The 18,634-nt window shown below is 52.4% G+C and carries 8 protein-coding genes; 6 read left to right on the forward strand and 2 right to left on the reverse strand.

Features of this window, described 5'->3' with window-relative positions:
* Positions 1-119 precede the first annotated feature (119 nt).
* On the reverse strand, positions 120-3,953 hold the full coding sequence (locus P9H32_RS17810; protein WP_322610276.1) for a PQQ-binding-like beta-propeller repeat protein: 3,834 nt from the start codon (positions 3,951-3,953) through the stop codon (positions 120-122).
* A gap of 335 nt (positions 3,954-4,288) precedes the next feature.
* On the opposite strand from P9H32_RS17810, the gene P9H32_RS17815 reads away from it, so the two are divergent.
* The 6 genes from P9H32_RS17815 (at position 4,289) to P9H32_RS17840 (ending at position 17,198) form a co-directional block, all read left to right on the forward strand.
* The gene (locus P9H32_RS17815) at positions 4,289-6,730 is read left to right on the forward strand and encodes a hypothetical protein (protein WP_322610277.1); all 2,442 of its coding nucleotides are present in this window, start codon (positions 4,289-4,291) and stop codon (positions 6,728-6,730) included.
* 144 nt (positions 6,731-6,874) lie between these two features.
* Positions 6,875-8,440, forward strand: coding sequence for a putative Ig domain-containing protein (locus tag P9H32_RS17820; RefSeq protein ID WP_322610278.1), 1,566 nt, complete (start codon positions 6,875-6,877; stop codon positions 8,438-8,440).
* A 47-nt stretch (positions 8,441-8,487) separates the two neighbouring features.
* Entirely contained in the window at positions 8,488-10,041 is a 1,554-nt protein-coding gene (locus P9H32_RS17825) for a sulfatase family protein (protein WP_322610279.1), read from the forward strand.
* 327 nt (positions 10,042-10,368) lie between these two features.
* Positions 10,369-13,707, forward strand: a complete 3,339-nt coding sequence (locus P9H32_RS17830; protein ID WP_322610280.1) for a beta-galactosidase — start codon at positions 10,369-10,371, stop codon at positions 13,705-13,707.
* A 52-nt stretch (positions 13,708-13,759) separates the two neighbouring features.
* The gene (locus P9H32_RS17835) at positions 13,760-13,924 is read left to right on the forward strand and encodes a hypothetical protein (RefSeq protein ID WP_322610281.1); all 165 of its coding nucleotides are present in this window, start codon (positions 13,760-13,762) and stop codon (positions 13,922-13,924) included.
* A 13-nt stretch (positions 13,925-13,937) separates the two neighbouring features.
* Positions 13,938-17,198 carry a fibronectin type III domain-containing protein gene (locus P9H32_RS17840; RefSeq protein ID WP_322610282.1) on the forward strand — a complete coding sequence of 1,087 codons (3,261 nt, stop codon included), beginning with the start codon at positions 13,938-13,940 and terminating at the stop codon, positions 17,196-17,198.
* 108 nt (positions 17,199-17,306) lie between these two features.
* On the opposite strand, the gene P9H32_RS17845 is transcribed toward P9H32_RS17840, so the two are convergent.
* Positions 17,307-18,452 carry an AraC family transcriptional regulator gene (locus P9H32_RS17845; RefSeq protein WP_322610283.1) on the reverse strand — a complete coding sequence of 382 codons (1,146 nt, stop codon included), beginning with the start codon at positions 18,450-18,452 and terminating at the stop codon, positions 17,307-17,309.
* Positions 18,453-18,634 lie beyond the last annotated feature (182 nt).

Below are 18,634 nucleotides of genomic sequence, written 5' to 3' on the forward strand. Positions count from 1 at the left end.
ATTTTTGCTTCATTATACCTGACTTCAACACGGTCATACTGACGGAAGCCACAGGGTTGATAAATATGCATGGTTGCCAATTATATATGTTTTTCCGTCAGCGTTCGTTTTTGAGCGGATTAGGGCTGCGTGATTTGAAGTCGGAAAAAAAGTTTTTCTTTGGCTGAACCGTCGAGAGTCTGTTCGGCAAGGTTATAAGCAGGATTGGTAGTGGCTGCGCTCGAATAGGACGACCAGTTGGTGAGCCAGGGGCCTGAAACGAGGTTTGTGGTCCATTCCTGAATATAGCCGATGCCGGGGTTGCTGTGGACCAGCTGAGGATGCGCGAAGCCGACGGAGCTGTCCGGATAAAAATTAATCCGGGGGGAGAGCGGCATGGAGCCGGCATCTTTCGGATCGCCGTTGAGGGCATATTCGATTTGATCCGCTGCGCCGTCGCCGTCGGTGTCGGCCCAGGAGTTTCCGGGGAGTCCGTTTGTGCTGGAAAATTCGCCCCATCCGTTGTCCGGAAAAAAAGGTTCGCTCAGCTCGAGGTCGATAAAGCGCCAGAGTCCGAGCGGGACATTGATTGTGGCGGAGTTCCCGGACACCGGGAAAACGGTGCCGTCCAGGACATCGGTCACGGCAATCGGCGAAACGGTATTGAAACGGACGGTTGCGGTGCGGCTTTTCGGATTGAGGTATCCGCTGTCGACCAGGGTGAGACGCAGATGGGTGGGGGAGGTCTGCGCTACGATCCAGGCAATATCGCCGCTGACGGTGACGGGCAGGCGGGATGCGCTGTTGGTGATGGCGTTGGCCACAGTGGTGTAGAACGTATCCGCAGCGTTGGTTGCGGTGCCGTCGCTGGAAATATAATACCGCCCGTTGCTGATAAACTCCTGCATAATGTTTTTATACATGGGATGAAGATGATCAGTCATGCGGCCGCGGGCGGCATTGGTGTTGGCAAATACGCCGTCCTGCACCGGGGTCACCAGTACGGTGCCGTTCGGATAGGGCGGAATAAAATTCTGACGGCGGTCTTTCACGCCGGCGGCATAGCGCGAGAAATCCCATGCGGTGTTCGGGGCGGCCGGCCAGGTTCCGTTCATGCGGCTGAATACAAACGGGTTGTTCTGTTCGAAGGACTGATCGTAGAAGGTGGTCCATTTGTTGTTTTCACCGTCCTCGAGATAGTGTTCATCCGGATCATGCATGCTGAGATGAACCGGGTTGAAACTGACAATTTCTTCACGTTTCGGCACAAACAGCGCACCTTTGGCGACGAGTTCCCAGGCGAGGCTTTGGTAGTCGGCATCCACATATGTAACGTTCAGCATGGTTGCTCCGCCGGCCAGATTGTAAACCATATTACGCAGAAAATGGTTCGGAAGGCGCTGGTAGGAGTGTTGGCGCGCGCGGTCGAAGCTGGGGTTGTCGCGGGAGCAGCGCATACCCCAGCTGTCGAGTGCCCCGCTGGCCCACAGGCCCATACGTCCAACCACACTCAACTCGCAGGTTTTGTCTGTAGTTTCTTCCAGCAGCGAAGTGAATACTTCTGAAAATTCGCCGTTGCGTATGCGCTCCCAGGCCGGGAGGTAAACCGCGCCCTGCCAGAAGATATTTTTGTTACGGATGAAAATATTGGCGTTGTTGGTCCGGGCGTATTCTGCCAACGGATAAAAACGGTCTTCCATAACCTTTGCGAAGGCTTCGGATGATCCGTTCATTTCCGGCCAGATGAGGCAGGTTTTTTCGCCGTTCTGCAGATCAATGATGCCTTTAAGCGTATCCAGACTGTAATAGTAGGGATCGTTGCCGTGACCGCCCCACATGGCGATGCCTTCGCCGCCGTCATCCTCGGCCCCTACCTGAGAAAGAATCCATGCTTCGGTTTTGGTGTAGCTGCGACGGCTGTCGCGTTTGTCACGGTACTCGGGATTGGTTGCTAGCACGGTATCGCGGTTCCAATCGTCGGGATCCTGTGCAAAGCTGTCCCAGTAATAGTTCATGAAAACCGGCGTGTCCGAATAGGATATGACATCCTGGGCGACGGGATGAGTCGGGCTGGCGGCCGTCAGAATGACTTCCACCGGATCGCGCTCCCATGCCGGTTTGGTGAAGGTGCTGAGCTGCGCTTTCGTCTGAGCCGTATTGGCGATAATGGCGGCAATTTTTCCGGGAGGATTCAGCGCTTCAAAGGCGGGCAGCCAGTTGGAATGCCGGGTGTCGATGATGTGGATACAGCTGCCGCCGCTTTGGGCCGAGGCAAGTACGATTTTTCCGGAATCCGGATCCTGCCAGAGATCGTTGAAGGCATAGGAGCACTGATAGTTTGCGGCTGAGCTGACGATGTTGCTGTCGCCGCTGGGTGTGGCGATGGAGAGGGTGGCGCCGCAGAGTACAAAATATTTAAAACTGTCGCCGTCGGGATAGCTGGCCACCTGTGTTACACGGTAGCCCGCAGAGCCTTTGTTGCCGGTGATTACCCACTCATTCTGTTCGCCGGAGCGCGGATCAAAATGCACGATCGAGTCTCCGTTGAGGGCGGAGGAGCCGATGATGAGCTCGTCGTTTCCGTCGCCGTCGGGATCCATCACACGCAGGTCGCCGGAAACTTTCGGGCCGTTCACATCCACCGTTAGATACGGCATATCGGCGAGCGGATCAAAGAGGTAGAAAACACCATTATCCTGCATGTGGCTCATGCTGCCGAGCAGAGCCAGCTTTTCGACGCCGTTGGTTATGAACGGGCGCAGGAAGTTGGCATTATGATATTTATCCGGCGGCGCGGTATTCCCCCAGGTGTTGGCAATGGAGTAGGGATGAGAATCCACCGATTTAACCGGAGCTCCCGCCGCATCGATATAGTGAATGAATTTGTCGAAAGCGCCGCAGACGACATAAGGCGTCCCATTGGAATGCACCGTGCAGACGGCATACATCGGCGGAAGATGTCCGCCGTCATTCGGCACATAATTCCAGACATTGGAACCGGTGGAGCTGTCGACGCAGTAGACCCGTCCGTCGGCATTGGCAACGAGAATTTCGTCGGTGCCGTCGCCGGTGAGATCGTCGCACCAGAGATCATGATTCATGTAGCCCGAGAGGTGGTTGGTCCAGAGGGCGGTGCCGTCCCAGGTCATGCCGATCAGGGCCCCTTCGTAGCTGCTTCCGATGAGCAGGGTATTTGTATCGACGGCGGCTGTACGTACTTTCTGGATGGTCCAGCCGGTATCGATAGAGGTCAACGGTTGCGGCATATTATGATCGATGCCGGTTGAAAGCATGACATTGTCCACTATACCGCCACTGCCGTTTTCTGTGGCCAAGCGGATTCCGATATAGTCATATTCGCTGATATCATCCAGCCCGCTGCTGAAAGAGGATAACGGCAGATCAACCGAAAAGGTCTGGTTCAGGCCGGCTGTTCCGGTGAATGTTCCGCGCGATTGATTGGCTTCGGTGGTGCTGTAGGTGCCGTTCAGCAGGTCGGTGTAGGCCGTTGTGCCGTCCAGTGTGCCGATTTTTGGTGAGGCGTAATTGATGCCGACAAAAAATTTGCCGCTTTCCGGTGTACCCGTTTTTTTCCAGGCAATGACCTGATAAGTCAGATTAAGCTGTGTGCCGGTGGCGTCGGATGGAGGCATCCAGTCGATGGATAAGTGCACAACATTTCCAGAGGCGGATCCGATGGAAACCACCTGAGCCAGTCCAGCCTGCGAGCGGGTTGCGGTGTTCGATGCACTTCCGTTGCTGAGATCCCAGCTGCCTTTATGGTCCCAGCCGGCATCGAGTTCATCGAAGGAGGTTTCATTACTTCCGGTGTTCGCTTCGGTGATGCCGGATGAGAAGGGACCGTCGACGAGAAAATCGCCATAGACTTTTCCAATCATTGGAAGCAGCATCACCGTTGCAAGGCTGCAGAGCTTTCTGCTGGATATCCGAATTTTCCTCTTTGACTTGTGCATGGTCATCCCTCCTTAATTAAAATCTTTTATGACAGATTGATTGAAGATAACGGGTTTTTTAGAGGGTTAGCTATAGGTTAAAACGTATTGTTTATGCGGATAACCGCCATATATACCTCGCTGGAGGCGGGGTGGTGGTGCTGCGACAGAACGGGACATAGGCGGGGATTTTGTCTGGCTGGCAAGATTTCGCATCTTTCTTGCAATATGCCGTATAGCCTGATCGCTCAGAATACGCTCTTATTTCCTTTTTTAGGCAATCTGCATTAGCAGAAACGCTCCTTCCATATGATAAACGGATGCGAATCCGTATAACTCCAAAAGGAAATATCAGGATGAAAATTAGAACACGATATGCTTTCGCATTGGGCCTGGGTCTGGTGCAGGCTGCAGCGGTACAGGCCGCTACCGTCAATTTTACTGCCGCCGAGGGGTATGTGACCGGGCCCCTGGATAACAACAGCAACTGGAGTGCGGCCCAATGGACTGTTGATGCCGTTGCCGGCAGCTGTACCGAAGATGGCTATAACAATGCGGTGTATACGGCCGAACAGGGTGTGTTTACTGAGGGCAAGGCGTACAGGGTGTCCGCCACATTCACTTTTCAGGATTCTTTCAATGTAACGAATGCACTCCGGAAGCCATTCTTTAATACCGGTTTTGCCGATACCAATGAGGTGGACAGTCTGAATAATCAGCTCGTGCTTTCATTTGATCGCAATGGAACAGGGTTTGACATCGACCTGCAGACCGACTGGGGTTCTGGTGGAGGTGACAATGTGACCGGAGCGTCCGGCAGTGCCAGTGACACCTTTTCAACTGCGGATGTGGGTATTGTGCGTGGAGATGATGAGGGCAGCTCGGATCTGGTAAGCGATCGTATTCAGCTGACTTTTCAGCTGATCGCCGGTGAAACAACGAATGACTGGACGGGGACCGCTGTGGTAACCAACCTGGATACCGGAGTTGAAATTGGCGGCTTTACGGAAAGCGGACTGAGTTTTGATGCTTCTGAGCTTTACGGTTCTATCGGAGTAGGACAAAGCGACAGTAATGCAGCTGTCACTAACCGTACGGTCCATTCTTTCTCGTTTAATACGTTTGTTCCCCCGGAACCTCCGCCGGTGATTGTGCAGTGGGGGAATATCGGCGGCGATGCGGGCATCGTTACCAATGATACTTCCAACGGAAAACCTTATCCCACGACGTACACCGCAGGTGCTGTTCACAGCCCGACCAATGTGGCTTATTACACCAACAGCACAGACCGTACTCCGGATTACAATCTTGCGGTATCTGAAGCGTACGGAACGGCTTTTGTGAAAAACGGAGGCGATTACATACAGCTGGGTAAAAATAAAGAGTTCTATGAAGGCATGGTGGTCTGGGAAAACTTTCTGACGAACAACACATTCGTTAAAACGCTGGCCGCTGAGGTTCAGGGAACCGGCGCGGGCTTCATTGCAGAAAGTAATTCCACATACCGTTTCGTGATCCAGAAAGGAACCGGCGAATGGTACGCCAGTGAGCCGACCGTTTTTGATAAGGGATTCACTTCCGGTGCCGATGTGGAGGCGGATGCGCTGAGCTGGTATGATTTTACTCCGATTACCGCAGGATCAGCAACCGTCGGTACGACGATTGAAGACATCGATATGACCGATGTTAAGGCTGTTGGTGTTTACGGTCTGATGGGTGGAATCACGAATGGCAAGTTCCAGGCGTTCAATGTGCGCTACTTCAAAGCAACGGCGGTTCCGGGACCGACTTCAACGACGCTGCTGCAGTGGGGGGCACCGGGCGGAGAGCTCGATATTGTTACGGCAAATGTCACCCTCGGCGAGGCGCCTTATCCGACAACTTATGTGGATGGCGAAACCAACAGTCCGGTCGTCGGTGCGGATTATTATCCCAACAACACGGATCGTTCGCCGCTCTTTAACTATGCCTGCGGTGCGGCATATGGCGGGGCACAGGTCTATGATATTGAAGACGGTGATGCCATTCATTTCGGCAAAGGAGTGGAAGAATATGAAGCTATGGTGACCTGGGAAGACTTCCTGCAGGAACCGACGCTGGTTCAGAACCTCGAGCTGGATATCCGCACTCAGAACAGTGCCACAAACGGTGCGGTACGCTTCCTGGTGAAAAGTGCCTCCAGCGGAAACTGGTATGCCAGTGAAGCTTTTGAGGTGGTTAAAGCATATGCCACGCTAAACGGATCGCTCTCCAGTCTGTCCTGGTATGAATTCACGCCGCACGATGGCGGAACGGCGTCCGTCGGTGCTGCTGCGGTAATTGATACGGAAGATATTGCGGCGGTAGGTTATTACGCTGTTGTTCAGGGTTCTGGCGGATATCTGGCCGTACAGGTTCGTTCCTTCAAGGCGGTCGGAATTACCGGTTCGCTGCCGACCGCGTACGATCTCTGGGCCGCAGGTCAGGGGGTTACGGGAGCTGATAGCGATGATGATGATGGAGACGGTCTCAGCAACTTCGGCGAATATGTATTCGGCGGCAATCCGGTTCTTCCGTCCGGAGCGAATGATCAGGGAGCACAGCCCGAATTCGATGCAGCGACCGGCGTATATACCGTCTCACTGGTAGGCGACAGCTCGATCGAAGCCTATGTTGTGTCGACTACGGATCTGCTTCTCGGAGAGTGGACGACCAATGAAACCATTACAGTAACGGTGGATGATGGTGAGCTGAGTGAATACACCACAAACCTCGGAACTGGAGAGAACAAGAAGTTTATTAAGCTCGAAGTAAAATAAACTATTAGTGGAGTGTATCGAAAAAGGCGTCCTTCGGGGCGCCTTTTTTTATGACGGAATAACGAATGTCTTTTACGGCAAACCATATAGTGTTATTGCTCTCAAAACCGCACCATAGACGATATGAATGGAACGGCAAAGTGTATGACTCAGGAGGGAGCGCGATGCGTTGCGACAGAATCGCTCCCGGTATATGATCCGGTGTGCGGAGGCGGGAAATATATTCTGACTCCACCGGCGCCGTCCCGGCCGATCATCAACGGACCTTCAATATACGGGGTTCGGCCCGGGGCTCCATTCCTCTACAAAATTCCGGTCACGGGAAACCGGCCGATGCGTCTGTCGGCGGAAAATCTTCCGGAAGGATTGAACTTGGATGAAGTCGACGGGGTGATCAGCGGAACGATTGCTGATTTAAAAACCGTTGATTATCCCGTTCTTCTGGTAGCGGAAAATGAGGCGGGGTGTGCGGAAAAACGCTTTACGATCAAAGTTGGAAAAACAATCTGTCTGACTCCGCCGCTGGGCTGGAATTCATGGAACTGCTGGCGGACACGGGTGACGCAGCAGCACGTGCTCGACTCTGCCCGAGCCATGGTCGAGACCGGTCTGATCAATTACGGATGGAGCTATATCAATATTGATGATGCCTGGCAGGGCCGCCGCGGCGGAGTACATAATGCCATTCAGCCGGATCCGGAACGTTTTCCGGACCTTGGAAAACTTTGCGCAGATGTTCATGCGCTTGGGCTGAAAATCGGCATTTATTCTTCGCCGTGGATGAGCACCTATGCCGGACGTATCGGCGGCTCCTCCGATTCTCCGGGCGGGGACTGGGAGCGTGATTTAGGGCCGGATGATATCGTCGAAAAGCGGGCACGTTTCCGAATCGGGAAATACTGTTTTGAGCAGGAGGATGCCCGCCAGTGGGCCGAATGGGGATTCGATTATCTGAAATATGACTGGAAACCCAACGACCGTATCAGTACGCAGCGTATGGCCGATGCCCTGAAGGCGTGCGGGCGGGATATGGTTTTTTCGCTGTCGAATTCCGCTCCGGTTGAACATGCGGATCTGTTTGAGACAGAGGTGAGCTGCTGGCGCACAGCCGGTGATCTGAAGGATCTTTGGGATGGCGAATGCTATCACTTTAATCTGATTGAACAGTGGACTGCGCATCGCCGCTGGCTGGAGACTGGCGCACGCGGCGGTCCCGGTCATTTTCCGGATGCCGATATGCTTGTGGTGGGAAATTTAACGACTGCGGAAGGGTGTAAGGGCGAGCCGGTACCGTCACGCTTGGGGGCTGATGAGCAGTATGCCCATATTTCGCTGTGGGCGCTTTGGTCGTGCCCGCTGCTGATCGGCTGTCCGATTGAAATGATGGATGATTTTACGCTCGGTTTGCTGACGAATTCCGAGGTGTTGGCCATTAATCAGGATGAGCGGGGCATTCCTGGATATTCCATTGATCTCGCGGACGATATTGAAGTGGTGGTTAAAGAGCTGGCGGACGGCAGTCGGGCGTTCGGTATGTTCAACAAAGGCACCGTGAAACAGACTGTTTCGATTGATTGGAAGGCGGTGGGGCTGAATGGACCGCAACGGTTCCGGGATGTCTGGCGTCAGAAAGATATCGGTACATTCGATCATCATTTTTCTGCTGCCGTGCGTCCACATGGGGTGGTGCTGATTCGTAGTGTTAGCTGAAACCTGAATTTTAAATAAAACCTGATTATAAACTTTCGGAGGAAAAGGTGAAGAGTGCTCTGTTTTTAATGACCCTGCTCAGTGCAGGGATTTCGATTGCCGCGGGCCGGCAGCCGACGGATTTGTCGCGTCCCAATGTGGTTGTTATTTACGGCGACGACGTAGGGTTTGCGGATATCGGTGTAAACGGCGCAGAAATGATTCCGACGCCGAATATTGACCGGCTGGCTGCCGAGGGCATTAATTTCAGCGATGGCCACAGTTCGGCTGCCACGTGCACGCCTTCGCGCTTTTCCATGCTGACGGGCATTCATGCGTTTCGTTATAATGCCCGCGTACTGCCGCCCGATGCCCCGCTGCTTATTCCGCTTGATAAACTGACGCTTCCGCAGCTGTTTAGCAGAGCCGGCTATCAGACTGCTGTCATCGGGAAATGGCATCTGGGCATTGGAACACCCGGTAAAAAAGTGAACTGGAATGGCGATGTAAAGCCTGGGCCGATTGAAATCGGCTTTGATTATTCTTTTCTCCTGCCTTCCACGAACGACCGTGTACCTTGTGTTTTTCTGAAAAACCATCGTGTGCTGAATCTCGATCCCGCTGATCCGCTCTATGTGGGGAAAACTCTTGCCGATGTGCAGGTGCCGGGGTCAACCCCGTATCCGGATGGACAAACCAATCGCGAAGCGATGACTTATTATCAAAGCACTCACGGTCACGATAACAGTGTGATTAACGGCATCGGCCGTATCGGCTATCAGTCCGGCGGAAAAGCTGCGCTTTGGAATGATGAAACCATTTCTGATGTTTTTGTGGATGAAATGAAAGCGTATATCGCTGACCACAAAGACGCGCCGTTTTTCCTGTATTTTGCTTCGCAGGATGTTCATGTTCCGCGTGCACCGAATCCGCGGTTTAAAGGGGCTACCAAACTGGGCTACCGCGGTGATGCCATGGTTCAGTTTGATTGGACGGTGGGCCAGATTCTTCAGACGTTGGAAGAGCACGGCCTTTCGGAGAATACAATCGTGATTTTCTCCTCCGACAACGGACCGGTTTATGACGATGGTTATGATGATGGAACGACGCTGAAAACGTCTATTGGCGAAAATGACCGCGGCCACGATGCTTCCGGAAAATGGAGTGGCGGAAAGTATCAGATCTACGAGGGAGGCACCCGTGTTCCGCTCATCATAAAATGGCCGGCGCGCATAAAGCCCGGCACCTCCGATGCCACGGTCAATCAGATCGATTTTATGGCTTCTTTTGCAGAGCTTCTTGGTGTGGAGCTGGACGATGACGAAGGCATCGACAGTCGCAATACTTTGGATGCCTTTATGGGACGTGATTCTGAGGGGCTTGAATATATGATTGAAGAGGCCACCGGTCTTGCTCTGCGGAACGGTGACTGGAAATATATCGAGCCGCAGAAGGTTAAATATCCCAAAGGTCTTGCTCCGTTCGACGCCACCTTGTTCAACCTTAAGGATGATCCGGCTGAAACCAAAAATCTTGCCGATCAGTATCCTGAGAAAGTTGAAGAGATGTCCAAGTTGCTGGAAAAAATGAAACAGCACAACGGCATCCGCGCGATCCTGTAGATTCGGCGCTGTTTCCCGGTACTTCTAGAATCTCCGCATTCTGCCGATGCGGGGATTTTTTTATATGTATAGGACTTGCGGAGGGCTTCAAAAAACATGGAAACGTAATTGTCCGGGCTTTGTTTTTTTCGTGTTTGTCAGCCGTTTGTTTTTTCGAGTTTCTCCACAGGCTTCATAGCGCTTCTGCCGATGAAGGCAACGGCAAAATTACATACATCTTTTGCTGGATTGCCTATAGCGTGTTTTCCCCGTTTACGAAACATTCGAAGCTGGTGGAAGGGTTCTGTATCTGCCGATCAACGTAGGTGAAAAGAAGAGGTAAACACGATGAAAAGCTCTAATCAGTGGACCGCATTATTGCTGTCCGGAATGACATTGGCGGCACAGGCTGGGCTGGAAGAGGATGCCCGGGCAAAAATGGCGGCGCTGTCGAATTTGGTGGTGCAGGCGGAGGGACAGGGTATTCATACGCTGCAGGAGCGGACGATGCTGCGTACTGCAGATATTTTTCTTTTCTATGCTGACTGGGATGAAGCGAATACATCGGTGAATTCCAATATTTTTTCCAAGTCAGGATCATTCAAAGATGATCCGGAGTATTGGGCGGAATATATGCCGGAGTTTGAGCGGCAGGATGTAATCCACATGCTGGACAAAAGTACGTCGAATTTGACCCGGTTGATTAATGGGGAAATTTCGCGTAAGCCGGCCCCGGAGATTGACTGGGCTCAAGTGACACATGACGGGGATCAGCTTACGTTTAACGGCCGGCCGGCCTTTGTGGCGGATTATACCTGGAAGCCGGGGGATGACTGGTTGACGGAGTATCATGGCAATCAGGATGGGTTTTATTTTGATCCGAATAAGATTTCGAATGCTTCAGGGGATATTAATCAGTGGACGATGAATGATCTGACGAATAAATCGTCCGGCACACTGGGTTTTATCTTTCTGGGAAATAAAGCGGCACCGAACTGGGCGGAAGCCGAATACGGTCCGGGCTTTCAGATGCGGGAAGATACGTATACCGGGTATGATATCGATAATCCGGGAGCGCGGGAGATGCTGAGTTTTCTGTTCGATGCCTGCGTGCCTTTCATGAGCGGAAAAAAGTTTTCTGAACTGGGTTATATGCTCTGCAATGAACCGCATTTTTACACTACCAAGGAAAAAGATTCGATGGAGCCGGATGACTGGGGCTGGGCGCGCGGACCGGTTTCGGAATATACGATGGATAAATTCCGGGTGTGGCTGCAGGATCGGCATGCAACAGTTGCCGACCTCAATGCACTATGGGGAACGTCGTTTGCAGATTTTGATGCGGTGGATCTGGACGTTCCGATTTATGAAGGACTGCAGGGTACGCCGCAGTGGTATGACTGGGTGCGGTTCAATCAGTGGCGGGTGACGGAGTGGTATACCTGGGTTAAAAGTGCAATTCGCGCGAATGATGCGGCGGCGAAAGTGCACCTGAAAGTTATGCCGAATCTGTGGAGTGAAAACGACCGTGGGCATGGGTTGGATATGGAGGCATTGACCGAGCTGAGTGAAATCATCGGAAATGACGCCGGGGCGGATCACACCAACTGGTGGGGCAAGGCGCTGTGGTGGCAGGGGACCTATGCATTTGATTGGCGGGAAATGTGTATGTCATACGATTTTTTCAAGTCGGTCAGTCCTGAAAAAATCACTTTTAATTCGGAGGCACACTATCTTTCCACCGGCGGTTCGCGGGATCTTTTTCTGGATCCGGCCTATGCGCGGGCGACCTGCTGGCTGGCGCATCTGCACGGGCTGACTGCGAGCCAGATCTGGTTCTGGGCACGGCAGAGTGATGGGTCGCCGCGTAAGGGGGTGAACGTGGGTACCGGATGGTGGGGATCGAATAATTTCCAGCCGCAGGTCGTGAATGAAGTCGCACAGACGATGTTGGACCTGAATACCTTTTCGGAAGAGGTGATGGCCATGCAGCGCCAGCGTAAACCGATTCGTATTTTCTATTCCGAGACGTCGGCGATTAACAAGCCTGAATATATGGATGAAATATTTGAGCTTTATGAAAAACTCTATTTTGAAGGCGTTCCGGTCGGATTTGTGACAGAAAATATTCTGACGAAGCAGGGGCACGACCTGTGGGATGTAGTGCTGGTGCATGAAACTGAATTTGCAACGACCAATCAGGTGGCGGCCCTGCAGGCATATCTCGACGGCGGGGGCTCGGTGGTGATCGATTCTGACAGTCTTCGGAAGGATGAATACGGTCGGGGGATCGGTGGGCTGGCCCCTTCTGCCGGTACGCTCATTTCTGCGGTTTCGCTGGCTGATATGAAAGAGCAGGCGCTGGCTCGGGTGGACCTGCCGCCGGTGGAGATTTCTGAAACCAATGGGATTGGAACTGAAGGTTGTGCGTGGAAATGTGTGACAAATGAAGCGGGCAATGCGGTGGTTTCCATTGTGAATCTGGGTCATTCGGCGGCATCATTGTCTCTCGTTATGCGAAACGGGGAGGGGGCGGTTTGTACGGACATGCTGACCGGGGAGGCGCATTCGTCTTCTTTCGTGCTGGAACCTTTCGAGATGCGTCTGTTGGAGGTGGTTTCTCAGGATGTTGTGCCGCAACTTTCAACGATTGTGCAGTGGGGGAAACCGGGCGGGGATGACGGTATTGTGACCAATACACAGAACTTTAACCCTTATCCGGCGTTCACTACATATACTTATGGAAATACGGCTTCACCGCTGCCGGGACCGGATTATTATCCGGATAGCCGTGGTCGCTCTCCGGTGTTTAATCACGCATCGAAAAATGCATTTAATGTTAAGCAGATTACTGATGGCGGTACGCTGGGCGATTATATTACTACGGCAAAAAATGATCCGGATTACGCGGCTATGGTGGTGTGGGAGAATTATCTTACCAATGCCTATATTCTGAAGAGCCTTGAGATTGAAACCCGGGTGAATAATTCAGCCGATACCGATTCGCAGTTCCGCTGGCTGGTGCGTAAGATGGATGGCCAATGGTATGCCAGTGATGCGGTGGATACGAGCGATACGTTTACACTTTTTGCTGAGGAAGATCCGGAAAGTCTGAGCTGGTTTGATTTTACGCCGCATGTCGGTGGTGTGGCGTCGGTGGGGGGAAGTGCCTCTATTACTCTGGAGGATATTAATGCGGTGGGTTATCTGGCCACTTTTCAACAATTATCGACCAATATAAAATACCGTGCCAGTGAAACCCGTTATTTTAAAGCTACGGCATTTACAGCACTTCCTCAGAACGGGTGGGATAATTTTGTTATTGCATATGGGCTGAGCGGGGATCCGAATGATGATGCGGATGCCAACGGGGTCAGTGATTTTGTGGAGTATGCCTTGGGGGGGAATCCTACGAATTCATCAGATCGCGGCATTGCGCCGGATGTTGAATATCAACTCGATGATTCGGTTCACTATTATCATGTTGCGCTGACCAATCCGAATTCAGGCGTTTCCTATAATGTGGAGTGGGCGACGAATCTGGTGGTTGGCGGATGGACCAACAGTTTTGAATCGATCACGAATCGCCCGTCGGGCTATGCCGGAATGGATAAATTGGATTATAAGCTGAATGGTGACGCTGAAAAGCAGCTCTTTTTCCGGCTTAAGGTAGAGGCGGCCCTGTAAAATTTTCCCTCCGGATCTTCTGTTTTGTGTTTTTTAATCGGCGAAATTGTGCATGGCGGAAACACATATTTTTCATGCGCGAAGACATATAGAAAAACGTCAGCAATGTGATTTTATTCAACCATCAGACAAAGGCTTTCTGAAGCTTGAGTTTGATCGAGAGGAGGTGCGTGCCGGAATTTCCGGTGTGGACCACGGGATGAATCAACAAAACTAAAGGGAGTATCATAATGAAGAGGAATACCTTGTTCATTGCTCTGCTTGCCGGCTCGGGGATGGTTTCCGCAGCGTTGGGGCAGAGTATCATTACCGACGATTTTTCGACCTATTCGGATGGAGATCTGGCGGGGCAGGGCGATTGGCTGGAAGTGGCGGCTTCCGGTGCTGGCGCCGGAGCATTCAACGTGACGAACAACATGGCGGTTTCTAACGGGGATGGCAGTTCGGGACTCGATTATTATGTAAGTCTGGGAAATACGCCGTCGGGCAATGCGATGGATGATGAATGGGACGGCAGCATGGAGTGCTCGTTCAACTGGAGCGGAACCAAATGGCGCCATGGGGCATTCTTTAAAATCGGTACTTCAACGACTGTGACCAATGGGCTCAGGAATGCCAGTTCCGATGATGTGCCGCTGATTATTGAAACCGGCTGGCCGGATAAACTTTATATCGGTACGGCGGATGCAAGCGGAACGTTTGTAGAGTGTCTGGCTGTAACTGCAGATGATCTGGGGATGACGATCGGAAGTGAGCTGGATTCGGACCCATTGGAAATCACGTGGAATGTGCGGAAAACGCGGGACAGCGGATTTTATACCATCACCGCTTCGCTGATGAATACGCTGACCGGTTCGAATTATCCGGGTTCAACCGTTTCTGTGGAGAAGCCGGGGGCTTATGCGGCCAGTGACCCGTATTACATGATGGGGATGGCCAGGGGCTACAGCTGGTGGGATGAGGATGTTCAGTACTGGAAAGGGATTCAAATTGATTCGCTCAGTCTGATCAAATCAGCAGGCAATGCTCCGGTTCTGGTTGCTACAGCGGTTACTGCTATGGGAGAAGATAGTGCGGTCAATCTGACCTGGGATCCGGTTACTGAAGCGGAATCGTATGATATTCTCCGGTCTGATACTGAAGTCGGCGGTTATACTGCTGTATCAGGAGGAAGTGGAATTACAACAAACCGTTTTACGGACAGCACGGCCATCAACGGCAATGTTTACTGGTATAAAGTGGTGTCTAAAGCTGCGGGTGCCGCGGATGTGGAATCTGAGCCGGTTTCGGGAACGCCACTGATGATTGTTTCCGGGACTTTTCTGGATACCACATTTGCAGCTTCAGATAATCCGTCATATGTAGATGGCGATTTGGCCGGGCAGAATGGATGGGAACAACTTTCCGCATCGCTTCCGGGTGCGTTTGAAATTGATTCTTCCGGTGACGGCGTTGCTGAAACATATGGACTTACAGCTACCGGCGGAGTTCATCAGGTGTATTATACCGCGCCCACCTCGAATGAGGTAACGGCCACTTGGAGCGGTACTGTGGTCTTCTCTCTCTCAACAGAAGCGGATGGGTTTAAGACGAATGTCACAGATGGTGTAACCAATGTGTATGAAGTTGCTCGGCTGGGTAATGGATACCAGACCTTCATGTTCGGTCTTACATCGAATCCGGATACGGTTCTGGATCCGACTGATGGTGACAAGGAAGTCGGAGGCGATGATGATGTGCTGGTTTCAGCCCGCGTAGGAGGGGATGATGGACGCGTGGATATCAGTATCAACAACTTCAACTGGGCTGAAAATATCATGCTGGCTCTGAACCGCGAACAGCTGGGCTGGGACCCTGCCGGTATGGATATCAGTGCTACTAATGGAGCGGATTTTGCGACGGATACCATCACGCTGGACTATGTGATCCGTAAATCGACGGATAACCTTGCCTATATGGGGGTGTGTACGGCAACGGTTGCCGGAGTGACCTATGAAGGACAATGGCATACTACGGCCGATGATAATGAGTGGGGCAAGCCCACGGTTGTATGGGGTGAACCGCTCGTTTATTTCGGTATGAGTCGGGGTGCACCGAGTGCCGAACAGCAGGTGGATGTGTCGGTTGATTCCCTTTCCGTAACCTATACCTCATCCAGTGATCCCGTTATGCTTCCGCCATATAGTCTGGACAGTGCTCTGGGCAATCTTGAGATTACCGTGGACTGGAAAAATTTCGGTGAGGAGTTGAGCTATAATATCTACCGTGCAGAAACGAATGGTGGACCGTATGTGTTGCTGAGCAGCGTGCCGGCCACCGATAAGTTTTTCCTGGACACCGGATTGACGGATCTTCGTTCGTATTTCTATAAAGTTTCTTCCGTTTATCCGGCGGGGGAAAGTGCATTGTCTGATCCATTGGTGGTTCGAGCGCTGGGCCGGACGCTTCATCTTGAGTGGGGCGGTGAAGTTGCATTGTCGGCGGGCAATCACTGGGCAACTGGACTAAGCGCACCCACGGTTTCCGGTGAGTTGAATTACTGGCAGGGTGAAGGAGTCGAGGCGTACTCAGTTATCGGGGCATCGGATTCATGGTATGCCAATCCGCCGCATCCGGATCTCAAAGCGGTGATTCAGGCTCCGACCAACAGTGCCTATGAGGCGAACCGGCCGAATGTGGAGTTGCGCTGGAATGGTGGGGCCCGCTTCCGTTTCGCGGAAGGTGCATCGGCCATGTATTGGGTGGAGTGTCCTTCGCTGGATAATACAGTAAACGATCTTTCCGGAGAATGGGACAAATACCAGTGGTACTGTTTCCCTGCGGTTCGCAACGGTTCGACCTGGTATGTAGCCGAAAGTTCGTTGAATGCTGATCGGAGTCTGGATCTGGGCGATGAGCGATGGACGACGGTGACTCTGGCATCAGCTACAGATACCAACCTTATGGTGCGGGAAGGAACGTATGTCACCGGTGATGAAATCGGCTTTGATGATATCAATGCCTTCGGCTTTTTTGCTGAAAATGCAGCGGCCAGTAATGATGCCTGGGTGGATCACATGCGGTTGCTCTACGGCAGTTCACCATCTGTGTTCCAAAAGTGGTGCGATGAGCAGGGGATCTACAATGAGGATGCGGTGGAAAGTGCTGATCTGGACGGCGATGGCGCTGATAACCTATACGAATGGGGCATGGGTGGCGACCCACTGGATGGGACGGATATCGGCATTACGCAACGCAGAATGTATATGGATGGAGATGACTTTGTGTACATCTATCCGCGCCTGAAAGGGGTGGCTCCGACCTATACCCTCAAGGCGGCCGACAGCCTGGTGATTGGAGGCTTCGATGAGACGCTGGTGGAAGGGGTGGACTTTACCGAAGTTTCTGCCGGTGGTGACTGGGCGGGTTGGGCTCCCGAGTTTGAAGCGGTAACAAATGCCATTCCAACTGCGGGCCGTTCCATCCGTTTCTTCAAAACGGTTGTCGAATAGCCATAATACAATCCACTGCGTCCCGCCTCCGGGATGCGATGGTAAGCACCCGCCGTTTCCCGGCGGGTGTTTTTTTGGGGAGGAGAGACGAATTCCAGTCTTTGGAAGTCACACGCGCATACGTTTGCGGTATGTGCTGGGGCTGCAGCCTGTGACCTGTTTGAAAACCTGAGCAAGGTAGTTGTAGGTGGTGTAACCGCATTCTTCAGCAATAATTTGAAGCGGTTTGTCGGTTTCAACGAGCAGTTTGCGGGCATGATTGATGCGGATCTGTCTGATTTCATCGAACGGTGTTCGACCGAAGGCTTTCTGGAAGCGGCGCTCAAGTGTACGTCGGCTCATGGGGATGGATTTGAGAATATCGTCCATGGTGAGGGGTTCAAAGGCGTGGGCTTTAAGATAATTTACAAGGGGGACCAGTGCAGGGTCATCGACTGCGAGGGTGTCGGTGGAGAGGTGTTCCCTGATGCCAAGAGGGGGTAGGAATGTCGTTTTGTGTGGGACATCTTCACCAAGCATCATCCGGTGCAGCAGTTTTGCGGCTTTATAGCCTATCTGTTCTGTGGGAAGCAGAATGCCGGAAAGCGGCGGATTGCAAGCGTAGCACATCAGTTCATCATAGCTTCCACTCAGTACGGCGACGTCGTGCGGGACTTTTACGCCGGCGGTGCGGCAGGCTTCGATGATTTGGCGGCCGATGCCCTCGGCATAGGCGAGGATGCCGACCGGTTTCGGGAGTTCTGCGAGCCAGTGAGTCAATTTTTCCTGAAGATTACGTTCATGACGTGTGCTGAAAAAGCCGGGGCATTGGAATCCGCGTGTGTGAAGAACCCGGCGGTATTCTTCTGCATACCAGGATACGTTGGCCAGATAGTCCGGTGCGGCAAACGCCAGATTTTTAAAACCGCGTTCAATGAAGAAATCGGCGGCCATGGCAGTGGAAATGGAGTCATCGGTCCTGACATAAGGGAAGGTGTAGCCCTCTAGATAGCTGTCCTCGACACTCACGGCCGGGATCTTCCGCTGTTTGAGTTCCTCGGCCAAAGAGGGGGAGATGATTCTGCCAATGACGCCGTGCCCTTCCCAGTCGGCAGGAAGCTGTTTAATTTCAACCGGTGCCGTGGGGCGGATCCATACATCCCAGAAACCCGCTTCGCTGGCATAGGATAGAATGCCTTTAAGAATTTTTCGGGCCCAGTCGTTAGGCGTCCCCATCATGATGGCAATACGCGGCGTCTCATTTGAGTGTAACATGTGGCAATATATCGCATGTATATTCGTGATTACGCAAATAGTTTTCAACGTACGGTGTCGAAACATGTGCGAAATTCGGATGTAAAAAAATGCGTTCCGATTCCGAGGTAGTGAAGATTTCGCAGTTTTTGATAGGTACCGATTTCGTATGTTTATTGCGCAAATAGCTATATTCCCCATAC

Source organism: Pontiella agarivorans (genome assembly GCF_034531395.1).
Taxonomy (GTDB): Bacteria; Verrucomicrobiota; Kiritimatiellia; order Kiritimatiellales; family Pontiellaceae; genus Pontiella; species Pontiella agarivorans.